The organism is Herbaspirillum sp. GW103, from assembly GCF_000261365.1.
In the GTDB taxonomy this organism is placed as follows: Bacteria; Pseudomonadota; Gammaproteobacteria; order Burkholderiales; family Burkholderiaceae_D; genus Herbaspirillum.
Genome location: NZ_AJVC01000004.1, coordinates 695,223 through 717,063, shown reverse-complemented (window position 1 = coordinate 717,063; position 21,841 = coordinate 695,223). Strand labels below are relative to the sequence as shown.

The following is a 21,841-nucleotide window of genomic DNA, read 5'->3' as shown; positions in this document are numbered from 1 at the left end:
CCGCCATTCTAAACCGCAGCGCCCGCGCCTGCTTGTGAGCGTCCGGGCGGGCTCAGGCCGACAGGCCCTGTTCCCGCGCCGTTGCCGCGCTGATGCGGCCCTGTTGCAGCAGCAGGGCCAGGCTGGCCTGCAGCGTCTGCATGCCCTGCGCGGCACCGGCCTGCATGGCCGAGAGCAGTTGCGCGCTGCGTCCTTCGCGGATCAGATTGCGCACCGCCGCCGTGGCCACCAGCACCTCATGGGCCGCCACCCGCGCAGCGCCGGTGATGTCCGGCAGCAGGATCTGGGCGATCACTGCCTGCAATGCCTCGGCCAGCAGGCCGCGAGCGGTGTCCTTTTCACCTTCGGGGAAAGCATCGATGATACGGTCGACCGCGCGGGCGGCGGAGGCGGCATGCAGCGTGGCCAGGACCAGATGACCGGTTTCGGCCGCACTCAGCGCCAGGCGGATGGTGGGCGTATCACGCAGTTCGCCCACCAGCAGGACATCCGGATCCTCGCGCAAGGCCGCGCGCAGGGCCTGCGCAAAGCTGGGGACATGGGTACCGATTTCGCGCTGGGTCACCAGCGCGCGGCACGGCGCATGCAGGAATTCGATGGGATCTTCGAGAGTGAGGATATGGACCGGGCGCGTCTCATTGATGAGCCGGACCATGGCCGCCAGGGTGCTGCTCTTGCCCGATCCGGTCGGTCCGCTCACCAGCACCAGGCCGTGCGCACGCCCGGCCAGGTCGGCGCAGCAGGCCGGTGCATCCAGCTCGGCCAGTGCGGGCGGCTGTTGGCCCAGCGGACGAATGGCCGCCGCCGGACCGCGTTGCTGCCGGAAGGCGTGAACGCGAAAGCGGCCCAGTCCGGCCAGCGTCAGCGCGAAATCGCAATCGGCACCGGCGCGATACTGCGCTTGCAGCGACGCCGGCATCACCGCCAGCAGGGCCTGCGTCAGTTGCGGGCCGTCCAGCGGTTGCAGATTGATGCGCCGAATCGCCCCATGGACCCGCAGCAGAGGGGCCAGCCCGGCACAAAGATGCAGATCGGAAGCTTGATTCCTGACGGCAAATGCCAGTAGGGTGGCAATGTCCATTTATAATCCCGGCAAGGTTGGACCAACAATATCGTTATCTCCCTGCAGGCTCGCCCCTTCCGGCTCCCGGATTATGTCGTCAATCGCTCAACACTTGCAACACGTGCAACAACAGATCGCCCAGGCGGCCAGCCAGGCCGGGCGCTCACCCTCCTCGGTCCAGCTGCTGGCGGTCTCCAAGACCTTTGGTCCGGAGGCGGTGGCCGAAGCCGTCGCGGCCGGCCAGCGTGCCTTCGGTGAGAATTATCTGCAGGAAGCGCTCGACAAGATCGCCGCGCTGCCGACTCTGGTACCGGATACGCCGCTGGCCTGGCATTTCATCGGTCCCATTCAGAGCAACAAGACCCGGCCCATCGCCGAGCACTTCGATTGGGTGCATTCGGTGGACCGGCTCAAGATCGCGCAGCGCCTGTCCGAGCAGCGACCGGCGGAACTGGCACCGCTGGATATTTGTCTGCAGGTCAACATCAGTGCCGAACAGAGCAAGAGCGGCCTGAGTCCGCAGGAGTTGCCCGAGGTCGCGGCCCAGGTGGCGCAACTGCCTCGTTTGCGTCTGCGCGGGCTGATGGCGATACCGGCCCCCAGCGACGATATGAAGCAACAGCGCGCCGCCTTTGCTGCGGTTCGGGGGCTCTATGAACAATTGCGCACCAGCGGACTGGCGCTCGATACTCTGTCCATGGGCATGTCGGCCGATCTGGCCGCGGCAGTGGCCGAAGGGGCCACCATCGTGCGCATCGGCAGCGCCATTTTCGGGGCGCGGCATTACGGGTGAAACAGCCCGTATGAAGTTTTCAACCCACCATCATCAGCCTCACACAAGACACAAGGAGCAGAAGTGAAGATTGCGTTTATCGGCGGCGGCAACATGGCAGCGGCCTTGATCGGCGGACTGGCCGGCAAGGTCGCCGCAGCAGAAGACATCCACGTGGTCGACCTCAATGCCGATGCGCTGCAGGCGCTCAAGGACAAGTTTGGCGTGAGCACCGCGCAGTCCATCGATGGCAGCATCGCCCATGCGGATGTGGTGGTGCTGGCGGTCAAGCCGCAGCAGATGCGCGAGGTGGTGGCCAGTCTCAAGCCCTTCATCGCTGCCCAGCTGATCGTCTCGATTGCCGCGGGCATCCGCATGGTGGACCTGTCGCGCTGGCTGGATGGTCATCAGGCCATCGTGCGCGCCATGCCCAACACTCCGGCCCTGATCGGCCGTGGCATTTCCGGCGTGGTGCCGCATGCGCAGGTCTCGACCCTGCAGCGCGCGCAGGCCGATTCCATCCTCAAGGCCGTGGGCGAAACCCTGTGGCTCGACAGCGAAGAAAAGCTCGATGCGGTGACAGCCGTGTCGGGCAGTGGTCCGGCCTACGTGTTCTATTTCCTCGAAGCGATGGAGCAGGCCGCCGCCCAGCTGGGCCTGTCCGCGCAAGACGGCCTGCAACTGGCCAAGGCCACCTTTGCCGGCGCTACCGAACTGGCGCGCCGTTCCGATGAATCGGTGGCCACGCTGCGCGAGCGCGTCACTTCCAAGGGCGGTACCACCTATGCTGCATTGACCAGCCTGGAGCAAGCGGGCGTGAAGGCGGCCATCGTCGATGCCCTGCAAGCCGCCGCCCACCGCAGCAAGGAGCTGGGCGACGAATTCGGCAAGGCCTGATGGGACAGGCTTACCGCTTCCTCGGTGCGCTGGCGGCCTTGCCGCTGGTCTCGACCCTGCTGCTCTCCGGCTGCGCCTCCACGGCCGACAGCGATGGCTATTACACGGTCAGGCGAGGTGACACGCTCTACAGCATCGGTCGCGACTTCGACCAGAGTCCGGCCAACCTGCGGGCCTGGAATCGCCTGCGCAATCCCGATGATCTGGATGTCGGCCAGCGCCTGCTGGTGCGTCCGCCGGTCGGCGTGGTTGCCCGCACCGGTGCCGGGCAGACGCCGCGGCCGACGGCATCCTCGCCTGGCGCCGCCAGCGCCTCGCGCAAGAGTACCGGCAGGCCGGCGGCCAAACCATCGTCAAAGTCGCATGAGGAGGACGATGCACCGGCCCCGGCCGATGCCCGACTGGACTGGATGTGGCCCACCCAGGGCAAGTCCGCGCCCAGTGCCGACAGCTACAAGAAGGGCATTGACATCGTCGGCAGCCAGGGGCAGCCGGTGGTGGCGGCGGCGGCCGGCAAGGTCACCTATGCCGGTCACGGCATTCGCGGCTACGGCAACATGGTGATCATCAAGCACACACCGCAGCTGCTGTCGGTGTATGCGCACAATGCGACGATCACGGTCAAGGAAGGCCAGATGGTCACGCGTGGCCAGCAGATCGCCACCATGGGCAACAGCGACACCAACAAGGTCAAACTGTATTTTGAAATCCGCCGCAACGGCAAGCCGGTCAACGTGATGGCGCTGCTGCCGGCGCGCTGAGACCGGCGCCGGCGCTTGGCGCCGCAACGCAGGACAGAATCAGGAATCCACATGGCCAAACTGGAAGACATCGTGCGCCGGCAGAAGACCGGCGCCACCTTCGTCATCAGCGCACAGATGCTGCAGATGACCCCGCGCGACTTCGATGCCGTAGCCCAGGTCTGGGACGACGAGGGCGGCCCTGGCTTCAATGTGGCCGGGGTGCCGTTTCGCGTGGTGGTGGACGGGGAATTCTTCATCAGCCGGGTGACGGTGGTGCGGACCACGGCTGAGGTGTGAGCGAAAAGGGCCTCAGCGCTGGCGTTGCAGGCGATAAACCACCGTCTCCAGCGCCTGCAGGCCGCGCTCCAGGAACCTGGGTTCCTTCTCCAGGATGTCGCGCCGGTCAATTGCCTCGACCGCGCTGTGCGGGGCGTACAGGGTGGTGACTTCTTCCTGGCTCACCGAGAATGGCGGGCCGTCCATCTTCTGCTGGTCGTATTCGAGCGTGATCAACAGGCTGCGTGCCTGCGCCGGCAGGCGTCCATAGATCTGCGCGACGTAGCGCGCACGCATCTCCGGCGGCAGGGCGATCAGGGCCGCCCGGTCGTAGGCGCCGGCACAGGCGGCCAGCGTGGCGTCTTCCAGCGCGAAGATGTCGCCGCAGATCAGTTCGATCTGGCCCGCCACGTAGTGTCGGCCTTGCCCGCTTTCATGCACCACCGGCGTCAGCTGGTGCTCGCTGAAGAATTGCGTGATGGCCAGTTCCGACAGTTCCACGCCCAGTACACGGTGACCCTGTTCGGCCAGCCACAGCATGTCCAGCGATTTGCCGCACAGGGGAACCAGCACCGTGCTGCCCGCGCTCAGGGACAACTGCGGCCAGTACTTCTGCAGCAATGGCGTCACCCGCGCCTGGTGAAAATGTGTCCGCCCGTCGCGCCAGCGTTCCAGCCAGAATTCCGCTTCCATCTCGTCTCCTTTGTTGTTGGGCCAGACAGTGTCACCGCCTGGCGTGCGTGAGGACATCAGTGCATCAGTGCATCAGTGCATCAGTGCATCAGGTAATCCAGCGCGACACCGGCGAAGATGGCCGCGCCCAACCAGTTGTTGTTGTTGAAGGCTGCGAAGCAGCGCATGCGGTCGCGCTCGCGGATGAGCGTGTAGTGATACACCGCAAAGCCGCAGGCCACCAGCATCCCTGCCGAGAACCATAGCCCCAGTCCGTATTGCAGGCCGACCACCCAGATCAGTGCCAGCGCCACCCCGTAGCACAGCATGACCGCGGCGACATCGTAGCGGCCAAAGGTGATGGCCGAGGTCTTGATGCCGATCTTGAGGTCGTCATCGCGGTCCACCATCGCATACTCGGTGTCATAGGCCACCGCCCAGAAGATGTTGGCCACCAGCAGGCCCCAGGCTGCCAGCGGCACCGTGCCGCTCACGCTGGCAAAGCCCATGGGAATGCCAAAGCCGAAGGCAATGCCCAGATAGGCCTGGGGGATGGCGAAGAAGCGCTTGAAATACGGATAGCTGCCCGCGATGATGACCGCCGCCACCGACAGCTGCAGCGTCAAGGCATTGAGCGGCAGGATCAGCAGGAACGAGAGCAGCGCCAGCACACCGGCCACCATCAGGGCTTCCCACGACTTGATCTTGCCGGAGGTCAGGGGACGTTGTTCGGTGCGCTTCACATGGCGATCGAAGTCGCGGTCGGCGTAGTCGTTGATGGCACAGCCGGCCGAACGCATCAGCACCGTGCCCAGCACGTAGATCACCAGGATGCGCCAGTCGGGCACACCGCCCGCCGCCAGCCACAGGGCAATCAGGGTGGGCCACAACAAGAGCAGGATGCCGATGGGTTTGTGGGCGCGCACCAGCAGCGCGTAAAGCCTGAGCCTGTCCATGGAATGTCCGCAAAATCGAAAGACCGCATTATAATTCGCGACGACGTTTTCGCACCGTCGTGCTTTTTCTGGTGTGCCAACGGCAGGCCGGGCCGGTCCCGGGACCGATGCGGCGCGGCGTTGCGAGGCAGTCGTAGCGGCAGCATCCGTAGCATCCGTAGCATCTGTAGCAGAAATAATAAAAACCAATTCCCATTTCCTGAGACGTTTTCGGTTTTCGTGCTGCATGGCCACACGCATTTCCTTTGCCCAAAGCCAGCAGTACGGCTAATGTAACGCGGCTGTCATGGAGCGTTGTTAGCATCAAACCCCCTTTTTTCGAGAGGTTCCCTCTGATGAACATGATGAAAACACTGATCGCGACCGGTGTCCTGGCGACGATCACATCCTCCGCCTTCGCCGCAACCGAGATCACCTGGTGGCATTCCATGACCGGCGCCCTGGGCGAACGCGTCAATGCCCTGGCTGACGACTTCAACAAGACCCAGAGCGATTACAAGATCGTGCCGGTCTACAAGGGGACCTACGACGAATCGATGGCCGCCGCCATTGCCGCCTATCGTGCCGGCAACGCGCCCGACATCCTGCAGGTGTTCGAAGTGGGCACCGCCACCATGATCTACGCCAAGGGCGCAGTCAAACCGGTCTATGAAGTGATGCACCAGGCCGGCGAGAAGTTCGACCAGAACGCCTACGTGCCCGCCGTGGCCGGTTACTACTCGACCCCGAAGGGCATGATGTCCTTCCCCTTCAACAGCTCCACCACCATCATGTTCTACAACAAGGACATGTTCGCCAAGGCCGGCCTGAATCCGGAAAAGCCGCCCGCCACCTGGCAGGAATTCATCGGCATGGCCGCCAAGATCAAGGCCAGCGGCGCATCGTGCGTCTACACCACGACCTGGCAATCCTGGGTGCATCTGGAATCGTTTTCAACCTGGCACAACGTTGAGCTGGCGACCAAGAACAACGGCTTCGGCGGCCTGGATGCGCGCCTGAAGATGAACAGCCCGCTGCACGTGCGCCACATCGAGAACCTGTCGAACTGGGCCAAGCAGGGCTACTTCACCTACGCCGGCCGCAAGGACGAGGCCAACGCCAAGTTCAACGCGGGCGAATGCGCCATCATCACCGGCTCTTCCTCGGCCTACGCGGATATCCGCAAGAACGCCAAGTTCAAGTTCGGCGTGGCGCCGCTGCCGTACTACAGCGACGTGCCGGGCGCCCCGCAGAACACCGTCATCGGCGGCGCTTCGCTGTGGGTGATGAACGGCAAGAAGGCCGATGAATACAAGGGCGTGGCCAAGTTCTTCAGCTACCTCTCCAAGCCGGAAGTGGCCGCCAAGTGGCACCAGGATACCGGTTACCTGCCGGTCACCAAGGCGGCCTACGAGCTGACCAAGAGCTCCGGTTTCTATGAGCGCAATCCGGGCACCGACGTGGCCGTCAAGCAGATGATCGTCAAGACCACCGAGAAGTCGCGTGGCCTGCGCCTGGGCAATTATCCGCAGATCCGCACCGTCTTCGACGAGGAACTGGAAAACGTCTGGACCGGCAAGAAGACCGCCAAGGAAGCGCTGGACTCCGCCGTCAAGCGCGGCGACGAACTGCTGGCCCGTTTCGAGAAGGCCAACAAGGGCAACCAGTAATTTCCTTGCGCAGTAGCTCCCGTCCGGCCTGAACGCGACGACGGGACAGGAACCGGCGCTGTCCTCCACGATCCTGGAGGGCAACGCCGGCTTCCGTTTTGGGATGTCAGCAAGCTGACATCCGGTTCCGATTCAATCAACCTCTGCGGCCAGGCGATCCCTGGCCGGAACGATCGTGGAAAAACGCGCGCGCTTCACCTCGAAGTGGTTGCCCTATCTGCTGGTGGCACCGCAGATCATCATCACTTTGCTGTTCTTCTTCTGGCCTGCGGTGCAGGCGCTGTATCAGTCCATGCTGCTGCAGGATGCCTTCGGCGGCTATTCCGAATTCGTCTGGCTCGACAATTTCAAGACCCTCTTCGCCGACCCGACCTACCTCGAATCCTTCCGTACCACGGCCATCTTCTCGGCGCTGGTGGCCTTCTTCGGCCTGGCGCTATCCTTGCTGCTGGCGGTCTTCGCCGACCGTGTGCGCCGTGGCGCCTCGGTCTACAAGACCTTCCTCATCTGGCCCTATGCGGTCTCGCCGGTGGTGGTCGGGGTGCTGTGGATGTTCCTGCTCAGTCCCTCCCTGGGCATCCTCTCGCACGTGCTGACCTGGCTGGGTCTGCCCTGGGACTACATGATCAATGGCACGCATGCCATGATCCTCATCGTCATCGCGGCCATCTGGAAGCAGATCAGCTACAACTTCCTGTTCTTCCTGGCCGGCCTGCAGTCGATTCCCAAGTCGCTCATCGAAGCCGCCGCCATCGATGGCGCGGGGCCGGTCAAGCGCTTCTTCACCATCGTCTTCCCGCTGATCTCGCCGACCACGTTCTTCCTCTTCGTGGTCAACGTGGTCTATGCCTTCTTCGATACCTTCGTCATCGTCGATGCTACCACCCACGGCGGTCCCGGCAAGGATACCGAGATCCTGGTCTACAAGGTCTTCACCGACGGCTTCAGAGGCGGCGACCTGGGCGGCTCGGCGGCGCAATCGGTGGTGCTCATGGCGCTGGTGATCCTGCTGACCGTGGTGCAGTTCAAGTACGTTGAAAAGAAGGTGCAATACGCATGAAGCCCGCTCCCATGAACGCTCTTTTCTTCCTCCAGATCGAAGAGGTGACCGCATGATCGAACGTCGCCCCATCCTCGATTTCCTCAGCCATGTGGTGCTGGTGCTGGGTGTACTCATCGTGTTCTTCCCGCTGTATGTCGCCTTCGTGGCCAGCACCCAGACCGCCGAGCAATCGGCGCTGTCGCCGCTGTCGCTGGTGCCGGGCGGGGAATTTCTGAACAACTACGGCGCGGTGCTCTTCAAGGGCGCATCCGGCCAGGTGAGCGCACCACCGGTGCTGCACATGCTGTGGGTGAGCCTGGCCACTGCGCTCATCATCGCCATCGGCAAGATCTCCATTTCCATGCTCTCGGCCTTTGCCATCGTGTACTTCCGCTTTCCGGGGCGAGGGCTGTTCTTCTGGATGATCTTTGTCACGCTGATGCTGCCGGTGGAGGTGCGCATCACGCCGACCTACCAGGTCGTTTCCGACCTGGGCATGCTCAACAGCTATGCGGGTCTGAGCATTCCGCTGATCGCCTCGGCCACGGCCACCTTCCTGTTCCGCCAGTTCTTCCTGACGGTGCCTGATGAACTGGCCGAAGCCGCGCGCATTGATGGTGCCGGGCCGCTGCGCTTCCTCAAGGATGTGCTGTGGCCGCTGTCGCGAACCAATGTCATTGCGCTGTTCGTGATCATGTTCATCTACGGCTGGAACCAGTACCTTTGGCCGCTCATCATCGCCACCGACACCAGCATGTATCCCATCGGCATCGGCATCAAGACCTTGATTTCCGGTGGCGATTCGGCCGTCGAGTGGAACCTGGTAATGGCCACCATGATCCTGGCCATGCTTCCGCCCGGGCTGGTGGTGGTGCTGATGCAGAAATGGTTCGTCAAGGGCCTGGTCGATTCCGAGAAATAATTTATATCATTTAACTACTGACAACCATGGCAGCAATCCATCTCAAGCAAGTCCGCAAGACCTATGGCACGGGTGCCAAGGCGGTCGACGTCATCCATGGCATCGATGCCGAGATCGCCGATGGCGAATTCATCGTCATGGTCGGTCCCTCGGGCTGCGGCAAGTCCACGCTCCTGCGCATGGTCGCGGGGCTGGAAGAGATCAGCAGCGGACAGATCGTCATCGGTGATCGCGTGGTCAATGACCTGGAACCCAAGGAGCGTGACATCGCCATGGTGTTCCAGAACTATGCCTTGTATCCGCACATGACGGTGTACCAGAACATGGCCTACGGGCTGAAGATCCAGGGGCTGTCCAAGGCCGAGATCGACGAGCGCGTGCAGCGCGCCGCCGCCATCCTCGAACTCGGCGCGCTGCTGGAGCGTACCCCGCGCCAACTCTCCGGCGGCCAGCGCCAGCGCGTGGCCATGGGCCGTGCCATCGTGAGAAAGCCCGCCGTATTCCTTTTCGACGAACCGCTCTCCAATCTGGACGCCAAGCTGCGCGTGCAGATGCGTCTGGAAATCCAGAAGCTGCATGCCAGCCTGCGCACCACCAGTCTCTATGTCACCCACGATCAGGTCGAGGCCATGACCCTGGGCCAGCGCATGATCGTGATGAACCGCGGCGTGGCCGAGCAGATCGGTACGCCCGCTGAAGTCTATGCACGTCCGGCCACCACTTTCGTGGCCAGCTTCATCGGTTCGCCGCCGATGAATTTGCTGGAGGGCAGGCTGTCGGCTGACGGTGCCAGCTTCGAGGCCAGCAAGGGCGAGGCTGCCGCCACCGTGCGACTGCCGCAGGCGCTGCCCGGTGCGGCCGGCCAGGAGCGCATCCTGGGCGTGCGGCCGGAACACCTGCTGCCCATCCTCGACGGCTCGGCCGCGCAGCTGTCACTGGAGGTGGAGCTGGTCGAAGCGCTGGGTGCGGAATTGCTGGTGCATGCGCGCTGTGGCGGACAGGCGCTGGTGCTGCGCTGCCCGGCCAATGTGCCGGTCAGTACCGGTCAGCGGATCGGGGCTTCGTTCGGAGCGGGGGATGTGCATTGGTTTGATGTGAAGAGCACGCATCGCATTACCTGAGTTCCAACACGTCGTACTGGCAGAAATGACACGGGCCTCGCAATTGCGAGGCCCCTTTTCCTTGCAAGCTGACGCAGGGATCAAGCCGCGCTGGCCGACTCTTCGGTGAGCATCTCCACCCCATTGAGCTTGCAAGCCAGCACCGCCTGATGCACCGCATCGATGGCGGCCTGCCGTGTAAAACTCTTGCGCCAGGCGATGACCACTCGGCGCGAAGGGGCCGGCGCGACGAAGGGAACATAACGCACCATGCCGTCGCGCGCGTCGGCATCGGCGATGGAGGCGCGCGGCAACACGGTCACCCCGATGCCCGAGGACACCATATGACGGATGGTCTCCAGTGACGACCCCTCGAAGGTGCGGGCGATGCCATCGCCATTGGTGGAGAAGCGCGACATCTCCGGGCAGACTTCCAGCACCTGATCGCGGAAGCAGTGGCCGTTGCCCAGCAGCAGCATGGTCTCGCTCTTGAGTTCACGCGCATCGATTTCCTTGCGCTCGGCCCACTTGTGCTGGCGCGGCAGCGCCACCATGAATTGCTCGTCGTACAGCGGCGTCACGTTTAGCCCATGCTCGGGGAAGGGCAGGGCCATGATGGCCGCATCGAGCTCTCCCTGGCGCAGCAGTTCGATCAGCCGCGTGGTGAAATTCTCCTGCAGGATCAGCGGCATCTGCGGCACCCGCTCGATCATGGTCTTGACCAGCGAAGGCAGCAGGTAGGGGCCGATGGTGTAGATGATGCCCAGACGCAAGGGGCCCGATAGCGGGTCCTTGTTCTGGTTGGCGATTTCCTTGATGGCGGCGGTCTGCTCCAGCACGCGCTCGGCCTGGGCGACGATCTGCGCACCCAGCGGAGTGACCGAGACCTCGGTGCCGCCGCGTTCGAAGATGACAACGCCCAGCTCATCTTCCAGTTTCTTGATGGCCACCGACAGCGTGGGCTGGGCGACGAAACAAGCTTCTGCTGCATGGCCGAAATGCTTTTCCCGCGCGACGGCCACGATGTATTTGAGTTCTGTAAGTGTCATGCTCTTATGCCGGAATCGTTTTCGGGACTATAGCGTATTTTCGTGCGGCAGGTTCTGCAGGGCATCATGGCATTTGGAAGCCAGTTGATGCAGGATGGACCTTCAGGGGCAGGGCCGGCGGTATTGCTGTTGCGATGTTATCCGCCTGTCATGTCTTGGTCACAAAGGGCAGGTATGTTGTCACGCACTTTCAGGCGAAGGGAAGTGCCGCGTTCGCCACTTTATCTTGCACACGAGGACATGATGGATAAGGAAGAACTGGTCAAGCGCGTCCACCGCGAACTGGCCGACAGCTATGACGAAGAAATGGAGCTGGAACTGGAAGACCGCACCGTCGATCCGGTGACCGGTGAATTTTCCAGCGCCCATGGCAGCGAGGAAAAGGAATACCGTCGCCTGTATTTCCGCGAACTGTTCCGCCTGCAGGGCGAGCTGGTCAAGCTGCAGGACTGGGTGGTACAGACCGGGCACAAGGTGGTGATCGTCTTCGAGGGACGCGACGCCGCCGGCAAGGGGGGCGTGATCAAGCGCATCACCCAGCGCCTGAACCCGCGCGTGGCCCGCGTGGCTGCGCTGCCGGCACCCAATGACCGCGAACGCACGCAATGGTACTTCCAGCGTTATGTATCGCATCTGCCGGCGGCCGGCGAGATCGTGCTGTTCGACCGCAGCTGGTACAACCGCGCGGGTGTGGAAAGGGTGATGGGTTTCTGTACCGACGAACAGTACGAGGAATTCTTCCGCTCCGTGCCCGAGTTCGAACGCATGTTGACCCGTGCCGGCATCCAGGTCATCAAGTACTGGTTCTCCATCACCGATGAAGAACAGCATCTGCGTTTCCTCTCGCGCATTCATGATCCGCTCAAGCAGTGGAAGCTGAGCCCCATGGACCTGGAGTCGCGTCGTCGCTGGGAGGAATACACCAAGGCCAAGGAAGTGATGCTGGAGCGCACCCACATTCCGGAAGCGCCGTGGTGGGTGGTGCAGGCAGTGGACAAGAAGAAGGCCCGTCTGAACTGCATCCATCACCTGCTGCAGCAGATGCCCTATGCCGAAGTGCCGCATCCGCCGGTGCTGCTGCCCGAGCGTGAGCGCCATGAGGACTATGAGCGCCACCCGGTACCCGATACCATGATGGTGCCGGAAATCTACTGATCGATTGATCGGCAGAGCAGGGCGCCTCAACGAAAATGGCCGGAGACGAAGCTCCGGCCATTTCCATGTTGATTTCCCTTTTAGGGCCGTTCAGACGGATCGTGCCGTCGTCCCGTCTCAGTCGAAGTACTTGGAAATCACTTCGCCGAAAGCCTGCTCGGCCGACATGCCATTGAGCATGAGCTTGCTGATCTCATCGGAATGCTGGTTGATTTCATCGGGCAGCATGTGGCGATTGGCCTTGAAGTAGGCGTACTTCTCGCCATCGACCGCTTCACGTGCGCGCGCTGCGGCGGTGGTCGGGCGGGCGGTGCCGGCGGCGCTGCGCGCCGAGGAGGCACGTGCCGAACGGGGCGTGCTGCGGGTGCCGCTGCCGCCGGTGGCGACGATGCGCTTGATCTGGTCAAGGGTGAAGATGGGGGTCACGTTGCCGGGACCGAACTCGGTTTCCTCGGCACGGTGCAGGTGGTGGTTGCCATCGAAGGCCATCTTCTTGTCGAAGCTGTTGATGACTTCATAGTGCGGCTTTTGCACCGAACCGAACATGCTGAAATGGACGCGGTCGCCGTAGGAGCTCATCTGGGTGATCACGCCGTTGAGGAATTCGGGTTTGATCGCCTCGACATTGCCATGCCAGCGTTTGGTTTTGCTTGAACTCAAAATAACTCTTCCAATGATGCAGGCGCGGCCTGGTGTCGATGCTCTTGCCATCGATGCGGCAGGTGCCGCCAAGGTCGCGCGAATTAAAAACGGGGGGATAGAAGCAATATTATCCTCCTCTGAGCGTCTTCCTGCATGCCCGTGGCCGACTTTTTCTTCATCTGGCGGTTTCTGCTGTCTGCCGATGCGGCATTTTGGGCAGGATTTACGAGGTTTTTCGCAGGAATTGCTTGAAAAGCATCCCTGCAGCCTTCATATCTCAGATTTCCGGCAAGCAAGGCCGGCCTTCGCAATCCCGGGCGATGTCTCCTCTTTCAAAGGTTTTCCATGCGCCGTAGCCTCGTCTCGCTGTTCACCGTCCTCGGCCTGCTGGCCGCCCTGCACGCCTGGATCGGCTGGCAACTGCTGCCGGCACTGACTCCCCGGGCGGGCTGGATCACGCTGGGCGCTGTCGTGCTGTTGCTGTCCTTCCTGCTGATGCCGGTGGCGCTGGCCGTGCCTTACCTCAAGCGACGCGGTTTGTCGGAAACCGCAGCCGATCGTCTGGCCTGGGCCGGCATGCTGGCCATGGGCGCGTTTTCCTCGGCCTTGCTCCTGACCCTGTTGCGCGCGCTGGGGCTGGCGGCGCTGCCCTGGTTGCACCTGTCGCCCATCCAGCAACACGAAATGATCGAGCTGAGCGCCTGGCTGGTGCTGGCCCTTACCGCAGCGGCCACCGTCATCGGCTATCTCAATGCCCGCCGCACCGCCGCCGTGGTCGAGGTCAGCGTGCCGATTGCCAACCTGCCGTCGGCGCTGGAGGGCTTCACCATCGTCCAGATCAGCGATATTCACGTCGGCCCCACCATCAAGGCAGCCTACCTGCAAGCCATCGTCGACCGGGTCAATGCCCTGCAGCCGGACGTGGTGGCCATCACCGGCGACCTGGTCGATGGCAGCGTGCACCAGCTGGCGCCGCACACCGCACCGCTGGCACAACTGCGCGCGCGGCATGGTGCCTACTTCGTCACCGGCAATCACGAGTACTACTCCAACGCCCACGAATGGATAGACGAGGTGCGCCGCCTGGGCGTGACGGTGCTCATGAATGAACACGTGGTCCTGCGCCATGACGGCGCGGGCCTGGTGCTGGCCGGTGTGACCGATTACACCGCTCATCATTTCGATGAAGCCCATCGCAGCGATCCGCATGCCGCCATTGCCAACGCGCCCGCCGACCATCCGCGCGTGCTGTTGGCGCACCAGCCCCGCAGCGCCACCGTCGCCGTCGAGGCCGGCTTCGACCTGCAACTTTCGGGGCATACGCATGGCGGCCAGTTCTTCCCGTGGAATTTCTTCGTGCCGCTGCAGCAACCTTATGTGGCCGGTCTCAAGCGCCTGCAGGGACTGTGGATCTATGTCAGCCGGGGTACCGGCTACTGGGGGCCGCCCAAGCGACTGCTGGCACCTTCCGAGATCACGCGCGTACGCCTGACCGCAGGCTGAACCGACGCCGCCTATTGCGCATCGTCCAGACGCGCCAGGCGCCGCATGGCCTGTGGCGGTTGTCCGAACAGCCGCAGGCAGGCGCGCCGCATGCGCTCGGCATCGCCAAAGCCGGTGGCGCGGGCGATGCTCTCCAGGCTGTCCTGCGATTGCTCGATGCGTAGCCGCGCCGCTTCCGCACGCATCTGTTCGATGGCACGTGCCGGGGTCTGGCCGGTCTCGGCCGCGAAGCTGCGATCGAACTGACGGCGGCTGAGACAGGCCACTTCGGCCAGCGTGTCGATGCTCACTTCCTGATGCAGGTGCGCGCGCGCAAAACTGAGGGCGCGGCGTATGCGTTCCGAGCCACCATCCATCTCCTGCAGGGCCGAGAACTGCGACTGTCCGCCCGGACGCCGGTGATACACCACCAGCTCGCGCGCCACCGCCTTGGCCAGTTCGGCACCGTGATCTTCCTCGATCAGCGCCAGGGCCAGATCGATCCCGGCGGAAATTCCCGCCGAGGTCCACACCTTGCCATCACAGGAATAGATGCGCTCGCTGTCCACCTTCACCTGCGGATACATCTGCTGCAGCTTGGCCGCCATGCGCCAGTGCGTGGTGGCGCGCCTGCCATCGAGCAGGCCCGCTGCCGCCAGCACGAACGCGCCCGTGCACACGCCGGCGATGCGGCGCGAGCGACCGGCTGCGCGCACGATGTAGCGACGCAGCCCTTCGGACACCAGTCCTTCGCGCGGTGCCCCGCCTCCTGCTACCACCACGGTATCGAAGCTGGCGCGACCGATGCGTTCGGTCTGGATCAGCGCCCCCGCCGAACTGCGGATCATGCCGCCCGGCTCGGAATGCAGCGTGATCCGATAGAGCGCGCGCCCGCTGACCCGGTTGGCGGCATCGAAGGCCGACAGCGGACCGGTGAAATCGAGCATGCTGCAATCGGCAAAAATGAGGAAGGCAATGTCGCGCGCGGGCATGGTGCAGAAAACGTCAAATGGCTGGTAATGCCGGAATTATGACATTTAAGCCATACCCCTGCACGGCACACTGCAAGGCCTGATCCCCACCGGAGCCCGCCTTGTCCATCCTCTCCACCCCTCCCGCAACAGTCACCGGCGTTCCTTCCGTACATCGCTGGAAAGTGCTGGCCGCGGGCGTTGCCGCCAACGCCAGTTTTTCGGCGGTGTTTTCCGGCATCCCGGTCACCTCGCTGGTGCTGCGCAATGACTATCAACTCGGCAATGCGCAACTGGGACTGGCGCTGGGCCTGTTGAGCCTGGGCGTGGCGCTGGGCGAACTGCCCTGGGGAGTACTGACCGACCGCCTGGGTGATCGCAAGGTCCTGCTGGCGGGCCTGCTGGGCACCAGTGCCGCGCTCCTGCTGCTCATGGCGATGGCCCGTCCGACGCAGGGCGCGTCGGCGATCCTGTGGCTGTATGGCGGTCTCATGCTGGCGGGTCTGCTGGGTGGCAGTGTCAACGGCGCCAGCGGACGTGCCATCATGGCCTGGTTCGGCGAAGGCGAACGCGGCCTGGCCATGAGTATCCGCCAGACCGCCGTGCCGCTGGGGGGCGGTATCGGTGCCTTGCTGCTGCCCTCGCTGGCCGACCGCGCGGGCTTTGGCGCGGTATTCGGATTGCTGATGGCACTGTGCCTGGCCAGTGGGGGGCTGGTGCTGCGCTGGCTGCGCGAACCGGACATGGTGGCCAGTTCGCAGGCAGCCCCGGAGCCTGCCGGATCGGCCTTGCGCAGCGCGCTGGTATGGCGGCTGGCGCTGGGCACCGGTTTGCTGTGCGCGCCGCAGGTGGCGCTGATCAGCTTCGGCGGCATCTTCCTGCATGAAGTGGGGCAGGCCAGCCTGCTGCTCATGAGCGTGTTGCTCACGCTGGTGCAACTGGGGGCGGCGGTGGCGCGCATCGCCAGTGGCCGCTGGACCGACCGGCGCGGCCAGCGCCGCCCTTATCTGCGGGCTTGTGCATTGGGCAGTGCGGTGCTGTTCCTGCTGCTCGGCCTGTCCTCGCTCAGCGGCATGTCCGCTGCGCTTCCCTGGCTGGGCGGCGTGCTGGTAGCGGCCGGCGTGGTGGTCTCCGCCTGGCATGGCGTGGCCTACACCGAACTGGCCGTAGCCGCCGGTGCGTCCCAGGTCGGCACGGCGCTGGGGCTGGGCAACAGCTGTGTCTTCGGTGTGTTCTTCCTGACCGCGCAGGCGGTTCCGGTACTGCTGCACTGGCACGGATGGGCCGCCGTGTGGATCGGCGTGGCCATCGTGGCGATGCTGGTCCTGCCGCTGTTTCCGTCCGCGCACAAGCAGCCTGCATCAAGCTGATCCGCGGAAAAGACCGGCCTTAGACGACCGGTCTAATTTTCCGTTAGAATGCAGTGCATGCGAGAACACTACGATCACAACAAGCGTCACATCCTGCAAGCCGGCCATGCGCTCATCGCGCAGAAGGGCTATACCGGCGTCGGTCTGGCGGAGATCCTGGCGGCGGCGCAGATTCCCAAGGGTTCCTTCTATCATTACTTCGGATCGAAGGAACAATATGGTCGCGAACTGATCCAGCATTATGTGTCCGCCTACCTGGAACGGCTGGACCATGCCCTGTCCGACCACGGCCAGGGTCAAGGCGAAGATGCCCGCCAGCGTCTGCTGACGTACTGGGGGTATTGGCTGGAAAGTCAATGCTGCCAGGAGGCCGAACAGCGCTGCCTGGTGGTCAAGCTCTCCGCAGAAGTCGCCGACCTGTCCGACGACATGCGACAGGCCCTGCACGAGGGCACGCAGCGCTTCATCGGGCGCATCGCCGCCTGCATCGAGGAAGGCATCGCCGAAGGATCGCTGCATACCGTGCTGGAACCGCAGGCCACGGCCACCATGCTTTACCAGCAATGGCTGGGCGCCAGTCTGCTGTCCAGGCTCGGGCGTGACCGCGCGCCGATGGAAGCGGCCATGCTGGTCACGCGACGCGTGCTGGTGGCTCCACGGTAACAGAGTCCCGCGGCCTGTCGCCCACACGCTCGATGAAGCGAACATGAACCGAATACGGAAAGGATTTCCATGACCCAACTACCCAAGACCAATCGCCGCATCGTCCTCGCCTCGCGCCCGACTACGACCCCCACGGCCGAGAATTTCCGTCTCGAAGAAGTGGCCATCCCGCCATTGGAGGACGGCCAGATGCTGCTGCGTGGACTATGGCTCTCGCTGGACCCCTACATGCGCGGCCGCATGAGCGATGCCCCTTCCTATGCTCCTCCGGTGGAAATCGATGGCGTCATGACCGCTGGCGTGGTCTCGCGCGTGGTCAGTTCGCGTCATCCAGATTTTCAGGAAGGCGATCTCGTCATGGCCTACACCGGCTGGCAGGAGTACGCCATCTCCGACGGCAGCGGCGCCAACAAGCTGCCGGCCGACTTCGACCATCCTTCGCACGCGCTGGGTGTGCTGGGCATGCCCGGCTATACCGCCTACGCCGGCCTGATCGACATCGGCCAGCCGCGCCCCGGTGAAACCGTGGTGGTGGCCGCAGCCACCGGCGCGGTCGGTTCGCTGGTCGGACAAATCGCCAAGCAGCGTGGCTGCCATGTGGTCGGCATCGCCGGTGGCGCGCAGAAGTGTGAATCGGCGGTCAAGGAACTGGGCTTCGATGCCTGCATCGACCATCGTGCGCCCGACTTCGCCGAGCAACTCAAGGCGGCCTGCGGGCGTGGCATCGATGTATATTTCGAGAACGTCGGTGGCGCCGTGCTTGATGCCGTCATCCCCTTGCTCAACATCCACGCCCGCGTGCCTGTGTGCGGGCTGATCGCCCACTACAACGGTGGCAGCCTGGCCACCGAGAGCGGCGCCATCCTGCGCCGCCTGCTGACCCAGCGCATTCGTGTGCAGGGCTTCATCATCTTCGATTACTACGTCAACCGCCCCGACCTGTATGCCGCTTTCCAGCAGGAAGTCGGCACCTGGCTCAAGGAAGGCAAGCTGCGTTACCGCGAAGACGTGGTGCAGGGCCTGGAGAAGGCCCCCGAAGCCTTCATGGGCCTGCTGCAAGGCAAGAACTTCGGCAAGCTGGTGGTGAAGCTGGACTGAGTCCACGCACCACGGTATGCCATTTCCGGGGAAGCTACCCGGCCACCGGCACGGCCTGCAAGGGCTGTGCCGACTCGACAAGGATTGCCGCATGATTCCGTTTTCCGTCCTCGATCTGTCGCCGATCAATCAGGGCAGTACCGCCGCCCAGGCCTTCAACAACAGCAAGGAACTGGCGCAGCGCGCCGAAGCCCTGGGCTACCGGCGTTACTGGCTGGCCGAGCATCACAACATGCCCGGCATCGCCAGTGCCGCCACGGCGCTGGTGATCTCGCATGTGGCGGCCAACACCAGGACCATCCGCGTCGGTTCCGGCGGCATCATGCTGCCCAATCATTCGCCGCTGGTCATTGCCGAACAGTTCGGTACGCTCGAGTCGCTCTATCCCGGACGCATCGATCTGGGCCTGGGCCGTGCGCCCGGTTCCGACCAGCGCACCGCGCGCGCCCTGCGCCGTCACATGGGCGGTGATACCGCAGAGAACTTCCCGCAGGACGTGCTGGAACTGCAGGAATATTTCGATGAACCCTCGGACTACCAGGCGCTGCGCGCCGTTCCGGGCAGCGGTCTGAAAGTGCCAATCTGGCTGCTGGGTTCCAGCATGTTCAGCGCGCAGCTGGCGGCCGAACTGGGTTTGCCGTTCGCCTTCGCCTCGCACTTCGCGCCGGGCTTCATGAAGTCGGCGGTGCAGATCTACCGCGAGCGCTTCAAGCCGTCGGCGACCCTGAAGAAACCTTACGTGATGCTGGCGCTCAATGTCTTCGCCGCCGATACCCAGCGCGAAGCCGAGCGCCTCTTCACCTCGCTGCAGCAGCAGTTCCTCAATCTCATCCGTGGCACTCCCGGCCAGTTGCGCCCGCCGGTGGATGACATCGATGCGCTGTGGCAGCCAGGAGAACAGGCCCATGTCGAGCGCTCGCTTTCCTGCGCCGTGGTCGGTGACCGCGAGACCGTGGAAGAAGGCTTGCAAGCCTTCATCGATGAACATGCGCCCGATGAGCTCATCATCACCGCGCAGATCTACGACCATGCGGCGCGTCTGCATTCCTTCGAAATCGCCGCCCAGGCGCGCGAGTCGCTGAAGGAAACGGTCACGCTCTGAGCTTGAGCGCACTACGTGAAAATGGCGGCAGGGAGCGGTCCTGGCCGCCATTCTTTTACCTGCGCCGCCGGGCTGATGAAGCGCCTATTCCATTCCCAGCATGCGCGCCAGACTGTTGCCGCTCTTCTCGCTCACCAGATGGATGTGCTCCTCCAGCGAGAGCAGATGCGCTTCCATCGCCGCCACCGCTCCTTCGGCATCACCGCGTTCGATCAGGTCGACGATATGGGTATGCTCGTCATGCTCGCAGGCCGCATATCCGGCCGGCTCGTGCAGGGCCACGATCAGTGAACAGCGTGATACCAGCTCGCCCAGATAACGCTGCAAGGTCGGATTGCGCGCCACCTCGGCCACCCGCATGTGGAAGGACGAGGCCAGACGTGCCCAGTGCGTCTGCGCATAGCTGTGCATGACCTGATGTTCTTCCTTGAGCTGGCGGCGCAACTTGGCCAGATCGGCGCGGGTTGCATTGCTGACGGCCAGCCGCATGATGGCGCCTTCCAGGGCGCGCCTGGCCTCGAAGATTTCGCGCGTCTCTTCCGGAGTGGGCATTGCCACCACGGCGCCGCGATTGGGTCGCAACTCGACGATGTGTTCATGCGCCAGCTTCTGCAAGGCCTTCTGTACCACCGTGCGGCCCACCCCGAACAGTTCGCACAGCGCCGCCTCCGGCAACTTGGTGCCGGGGGTGAGGCGCTGGCTCATCACGCTGTCGAACACGGTCTGGTAGATGCGCACGATGATGTCTTCGCCCGCTTCGCCCTCCAGCGCCAGCTGCGAGGTGTCGGCCAGATCGTCGTGCCGCACGCGCGGCCGGCCGGCACGGCTCTGGCGTGCCGGATCTGGCTTGGGGGCGTGTTCCTGGGGCTTGCCAGTGCGGGAAGACGGCCTGGAAGTCTTGCGGGGAGAAAGGTCGCTCATCGTCTCTTCGAATGGTGGATCTTGCCCGGTCTCAGTGCGCAGCCTGGAGATTGCGCCACAGGCGGGTCGCCAGCCCGATCAGGGCCAGGTCGCTGCCGGCCGGGCCGAGCAATGATACGCCGATCGGCAGCCCGGCGGGAGTGGTGAAGGGCATGCTCACCTGCGGCAGGCCCGCCAGTCCGGCCACGCAGGTCAGGCCGAAGGTGCGCGCACGCACCTCATCGATGGCGGCGGCCGAGGCATCGCGCAAGGGCGCTACGCTGGAGGCCGACGGCATCACGGCCACCCCGTCCGCCCCCAGCAGGGAGCGCACGCGATGCCGCACCAGGTCCTGTTTTTCGCGCGCTGCGCGGGCGGTGTCGGCGCTGATGTGCTGCGCCATGTCCCAGCGCGCCTGCACCGCCGACCCGAATACCGGACGCGCCGAGCTGATCCACGCGCCATGGCATTGCCAGGCATCGAAGGCGGAGGCCTTGATGTAGGCCATGCGCCATTTCTCCAGTTCGCCTTCCTCACCCGACATGCGCATGTGTTCTCCCGGCAGTTCCGAGCGCAGCGCGTCGTAGACCCGTTGCACCACCGGCTGGAACTCGGGCTCGGCCAGTTCCAGCAGATCGAAGGGCAGCAGGACCTTGCGCACTTGCAATGAACCGGTCTTGGGTAGCAGCACCTGCCCCACGCGCTCGAAGGTGTCGGGATCGTGGGCCAGCCAGGTCGCCGTATCGAAGCTGGGACACAGCGGTGCCATGCTGGCCGTGGAGAGCAGGCCGAAACTGGTACGCAGCCCCCACACGCCGCAATAGCTGGCCGGCACACGGGTCGAGCCACCGGTGTCAGTGCCCAGCGCGAAGTCGCACAGGCGCGCGGCCACCGCCGCCGCCGATCCGCTGGAGGAGCCGCCCGGCACGCGATCGGGCGCGGCGCTGTTGACCGGGGTGCCGTAGTGGTGATTGTCGCCGTGGATGCTGTAGGCCAGCTCGTCGGTCAGGGTCTTGCCCACCAGCGTGGCACCGGCCTGCAGCAATTGCCCGACCAGCGCATTGCTGCGCATGGGGATGGGGTGGCTGCGCAGCCAGTCGGGGTTGCCCGCCCCGGTCGGGTGGCCGGCCACGTCGAACAGGTCCTTGGCGGCAAAGCGCAATCCGGCCAGCGGTCCGCTGGCAGCACCGGCCAGGGTGAAGCGGCCATGCGGCACGAAGGCGGCCACGTGATCATCGATCTCGAAGGCGGTGGCGGTGGTAGTGCTGGTAAAGGCCTGGGCGGTACTCATTGATTCTCCTGATGCGTCATGCCAGC

22 protein-coding genes are annotated in these 21,841 nt (G+C 64.0%); 14 read left to right on the top strand and 8 right to left on the bottom strand.

Features of this window, described 5'->3' with window-relative positions:
* Positions 1–52 precede the first annotated feature (52 nt).
* Positions 53–1,081 (bottom strand): type IV pilus twitching motility protein PilT, encoded by a 1,029-nt coding sequence (locus tag GWL_RS15335; protein WP_008331821.1) that lies wholly within the window; start codon positions 1,079–1,081, stop codon positions 53–55.
* A 73-nt stretch (positions 1,082–1,154) separates the two neighbouring features.
* Here GWL_RS15335 and GWL_RS15330 point away from each other — a divergent pair, with 73 nt between their 5' ends.
* The 4 genes from GWL_RS15330 (at position 1,155) to GWL_RS15315 (ending at position 3,772) form a co-directional block, all read left to right on the top strand.
* Complete coding sequence (locus GWL_RS15330) at positions 1,155–1,856, top strand: YggS family pyridoxal phosphate-dependent enzyme (RefSeq protein WP_008331819.1); 702 nt, start codon at positions 1,155–1,157, stop codon at positions 1,854–1,856.
* A 63-nt stretch (positions 1,857–1,919) separates the two neighbouring features.
* The gene (gene proC, locus GWL_RS15325; RefSeq protein WP_008331817.1) at positions 1,920–2,732 is read left to right on the top strand and encodes a pyrroline-5-carboxylate reductase; all 813 of its coding nucleotides are present in this window, start codon (positions 1,920–1,922) and stop codon (positions 2,730–2,732) included.
* Entirely contained in the window at positions 2,732–3,493 is a 762-nt protein-coding gene (locus GWL_RS15320) for a peptidoglycan DD-metalloendopeptidase family protein (RefSeq protein ID WP_008331815.1), read from the top strand. Before proC ends, GWL_RS15320 begins: the two co-directional genes overlap by 1 nt.
* A 51-nt stretch (positions 3,494–3,544) precedes the next feature.
* The gene (locus tag GWL_RS15315; protein WP_008331814.1) at positions 3,545–3,772 is read left to right on the top strand and encodes a hypothetical protein; all 228 of its coding nucleotides are present in this window, start codon (positions 3,545–3,547) and stop codon (positions 3,770–3,772) included.
* Positions 3,773–3,784: 12 nt separating this feature from the next.
* Here the strand turns inward: GWL_RS15315 and GWL_RS15310 are convergent, their stop codons facing one another.
* Both GWL_RS15310 and ubiA read right to left on the bottom strand, forming a co-directional pair.
* Positions 3,785–4,444 carry a thiopurine S-methyltransferase gene (locus GWL_RS15310; RefSeq protein WP_008331813.1) on the bottom strand — a complete coding sequence of 220 codons (660 nt, stop codon included), beginning with the start codon at positions 4,442–4,444 and terminating at the stop codon, positions 3,785–3,787.
* A gap of 80 nt (positions 4,445–4,524) precedes the next feature.
* A complete protein-coding gene (gene ubiA, locus GWL_RS15305; protein WP_008331812.1) occupies positions 4,525–5,379 on the bottom strand; it encodes a 4-hydroxybenzoate octaprenyltransferase in 855 nt (284 codons plus the stop codon).
* Between the two features lie 335 nt (positions 5,380–5,714).
* Between ubiA and ugpB the strand changes: the two genes are divergently transcribed.
* From ugpB to GWL_RS15285, 4 genes are all read left to right on the top strand, one after another.
* Positions 5,715–7,028 carry a sn-glycerol-3-phosphate ABC transporter substrate-binding protein UgpB gene (gene ugpB / locus GWL_RS15300; RefSeq protein ID WP_008331811.1) on the top strand — a complete coding sequence of 438 codons (1,314 nt, stop codon included), beginning with the start codon at positions 5,715–5,717 and terminating at the stop codon, positions 7,026–7,028.
* A gap of 175 nt (positions 7,029–7,203) precedes the next feature.
* On the top strand, positions 7,204–8,088 hold the full coding sequence (gene ugpA / locus GWL_RS15295; RefSeq protein WP_008331810.1) for a sn-glycerol-3-phosphate ABC transporter permease UgpA: 885 nt from the start codon (positions 7,204–7,206) through the stop codon (positions 8,086–8,088).
* 52 nt (positions 8,089–8,140) lie between these two features.
* Complete coding sequence (gene ugpE / locus GWL_RS15290; RefSeq protein WP_008331809.1) at positions 8,141–8,992, top strand: sn-glycerol-3-phosphate ABC transporter permease UgpE; 852 nt, start codon at positions 8,141–8,143, stop codon at positions 8,990–8,992.
* 26 nt (positions 8,993–9,018) lie between these two features.
* Entirely contained in the window at positions 9,019–10,113 is a 1,095-nt protein-coding gene (locus GWL_RS15285) for a sn-glycerol-3-phosphate import ATP-binding protein UgpC (RefSeq protein ID WP_008331808.1), read from the top strand.
* An 80-nt stretch (positions 10,114–10,193) separates the two neighbouring features.
* Here GWL_RS15285 and GWL_RS15280 read toward each other — a convergent pair whose 3' ends face one another.
* Positions 10,194–11,141 carry a LysR substrate-binding domain-containing protein gene (locus GWL_RS15280; RefSeq protein ID WP_008331807.1) on the bottom strand — a complete coding sequence of 316 codons (948 nt, stop codon included), beginning with the start codon at positions 11,139–11,141 and terminating at the stop codon, positions 10,194–10,196.
* Positions 11,142–11,384: 243 nt separating this feature from the next.
* Between GWL_RS15280 and ppk2 the strand changes: the two genes are divergently transcribed.
* Complete coding sequence (gene ppk2 / locus GWL_RS15275; RefSeq protein ID WP_008331801.1) at positions 11,385–12,296, top strand: polyphosphate kinase 2; 912 nt, start codon at positions 11,385–11,387, stop codon at positions 12,294–12,296.
* A 117-nt stretch (positions 12,297–12,413) separates the two neighbouring features.
* Here ppk2 and GWL_RS15270 read toward each other — a convergent pair whose 3' ends face one another.
* Entirely contained in the window at positions 12,414–12,956 is a 543-nt protein-coding gene (locus tag GWL_RS15270) for a hypothetical protein (protein ID WP_008331800.1), read from the bottom strand.
* 327 nt (positions 12,957–13,283) lie between these two features.
* Here GWL_RS15270 and GWL_RS15265 point away from each other — a divergent pair, with 327 nt between their 5' ends.
* The gene (locus GWL_RS15265) at positions 13,284–14,441 is read left to right on the top strand and encodes a metallophosphoesterase (RefSeq protein WP_008331798.1); all 1,158 of its coding nucleotides are present in this window, start codon (positions 13,284–13,286) and stop codon (positions 14,439–14,441) included.
* Positions 14,442–14,452: 11 nt separating this feature from the next.
* On the opposite strand, the gene GWL_RS15260 is transcribed toward GWL_RS15265, so the two are convergent.
* Positions 14,453–15,412 (bottom strand): GlxA family transcriptional regulator, encoded by a 960-nt coding sequence (locus GWL_RS15260; protein ID WP_008331796.1) that lies wholly within the window; start codon positions 15,410–15,412, stop codon positions 14,453–14,455.
* Between the two features lie 101 nt (positions 15,413–15,513).
* On the opposite strand from GWL_RS15260, the gene GWL_RS15255 reads away from it, so the two are divergent.
* The 4 genes from GWL_RS15255 to GWL_RS15240 all read left to right on the top strand — a co-directional run bounded on the left by GWL_RS15255 (position 15,514) and on the right by GWL_RS15240 (position 19,624).
* Entirely contained in the window at positions 15,514–16,761 is a 1,248-nt protein-coding gene (locus GWL_RS15255; RefSeq protein ID WP_008331794.1) for an MFS transporter, read from the top strand.
* Between the two features lie 57 nt (positions 16,762–16,818).
* Positions 16,819–17,424 (top strand): TetR/AcrR family transcriptional regulator, encoded by a 606-nt coding sequence (locus tag GWL_RS15250; RefSeq protein WP_008331792.1) that lies wholly within the window; start codon positions 16,819–16,821, stop codon positions 17,422–17,424.
* 69 nt (positions 17,425–17,493) lie between these two features.
* A complete protein-coding gene (locus GWL_RS15245) occupies positions 17,494–18,522 on the top strand; it encodes an NADP-dependent oxidoreductase (RefSeq protein WP_008331789.1) in 1,029 nt (342 codons plus the stop codon).
* Between the two features lie 91 nt (positions 18,523–18,613).
* The gene (locus tag GWL_RS15240) at positions 18,614–19,624 is read left to right on the top strand and encodes an LLM class flavin-dependent oxidoreductase (RefSeq protein WP_008331787.1); all 1,011 of its coding nucleotides are present in this window, start codon (positions 18,614–18,616) and stop codon (positions 19,622–19,624) included.
* A gap of 84 nt (positions 19,625–19,708) precedes the next feature.
* Here the strand turns inward: GWL_RS15240 and GWL_RS15235 are convergent, their stop codons facing one another.
* Together GWL_RS15235 and GWL_RS15230 are read right to left on the bottom strand one after the other, a co-directional pair.
* Positions 19,709–20,545, bottom strand: a complete 837-nt coding sequence (locus tag GWL_RS15235) for a GntR family transcriptional regulator (protein WP_008331786.1) — start codon at positions 20,543–20,545, stop codon at positions 19,709–19,711.
* Between the two features lie 31 nt (positions 20,546–20,576).
* Positions 20,577–21,815, bottom strand: coding sequence for an amidase (locus GWL_RS15230; RefSeq protein WP_008331776.1), 1,239 nt, complete (start codon positions 21,813–21,815; stop codon positions 20,577–20,579).
* Positions 21,816–21,841 lie beyond the last annotated feature (26 nt).

What these genes read in the sequence shown, in the direction of transcription:
- GWL_RS15335 (WP_008331821.1), bottom strand. Translation starts at nt 1,081, where the DNA reads ATGGACATTGCCACCCTACTGGCATTTGCCGTCAGGAATCAAGCTTCC.
- GWL_RS15330 (WP_008331819.1), top strand. Translation starts at nt 1,155, where the DNA reads ATGTCGTCAATCGCTCAACACTTGCAACACGTGCAACAACAGATCGCC.
- GWL_RS15320 (WP_008331815.1), top strand. Translation starts at nt 2,732, where the DNA reads ATGGGACAGGCTTACCGCTTCCTCGGTGCGCTGGCGGCCTTGCCGCTG.
- GWL_RS15315 (WP_008331814.1), top strand. Translation starts at nt 3,545, where the DNA reads ATGGCCAAACTGGAAGACATCGTGCGCCGGCAGAAGACCGGCGCCACC.
- GWL_RS15310 (WP_008331813.1), bottom strand. Translation starts at nt 4,444, where the DNA reads ATGGAAGCGGAATTCTGGCTGGAACGCTGGCGCGACGGGCGGACACAT.
- ubiA (WP_008331812.1), bottom strand. Translation starts at nt 5,379, where the DNA reads ATGGACAGGCTCAGGCTTTACGCGCTGCTGGTGCGCGCCCACAAACCC.
- ugpB (WP_008331811.1), top strand. Translation starts at nt 5,715, where the DNA reads ATGAACATGATGAAAACACTGATCGCGACCGGTGTCCTGGCGACGATC.
- ugpE (WP_008331809.1), top strand. Translation starts at nt 8,141, where the DNA reads ATGATCGAACGTCGCCCCATCCTCGATTTCCTCAGCCATGTGGTGCTG.
- GWL_RS15285 (WP_008331808.1), top strand. Translation starts at nt 9,019, where the DNA reads ATGGCAGCAATCCATCTCAAGCAAGTCCGCAAGACCTATGGCACGGGT.
- GWL_RS15280 (WP_008331807.1), bottom strand. Translation starts at nt 11,141, where the DNA reads ATGACACTTACAGAACTCAAATACATCGTGGCCGTCGCGCGGGAAAAG.
- ppk2 (WP_008331801.1), top strand. Translation starts at nt 11,385, where the DNA reads ATGGATAAGGAAGAACTGGTCAAGCGCGTCCACCGCGAACTGGCCGAC.
- GWL_RS15265 (WP_008331798.1), top strand. Translation starts at nt 13,284, where the DNA reads ATGCGCCGTAGCCTCGTCTCGCTGTTCACCGTCCTCGGCCTGCTGGCC.
- GWL_RS15260 (WP_008331796.1), bottom strand. Translation starts at nt 15,412, where the DNA reads ATGCCCGCGCGCGACATTGCCTTCCTCATTTTTGCCGATTGCAGCATG.
- GWL_RS15250 (WP_008331792.1), top strand. Translation starts at nt 16,819, where the DNA reads ATGCGAGAACACTACGATCACAACAAGCGTCACATCCTGCAAGCCGGC.
- GWL_RS15245 (WP_008331789.1), top strand. Translation starts at nt 17,494, where the DNA reads ATGACCCAACTACCCAAGACCAATCGCCGCATCGTCCTCGCCTCGCGC.
- GWL_RS15240 (WP_008331787.1), top strand. Translation starts at nt 18,614, where the DNA reads ATGATTCCGTTTTCCGTCCTCGATCTGTCGCCGATCAATCAGGGCAGT.
- GWL_RS15235 (WP_008331786.1), bottom strand. Translation starts at nt 20,545, where the DNA reads ATGAGCGACCTTTCTCCCCGCAAGACTTCCAGGCCGTCTTCCCGCACT.
- GWL_RS15230 (WP_008331776.1), bottom strand. Translation starts at nt 21,815, where the DNA reads ATGAGTACCGCCCAGGCCTTTACCAGCACTACCACCGCCACCGCCTTC.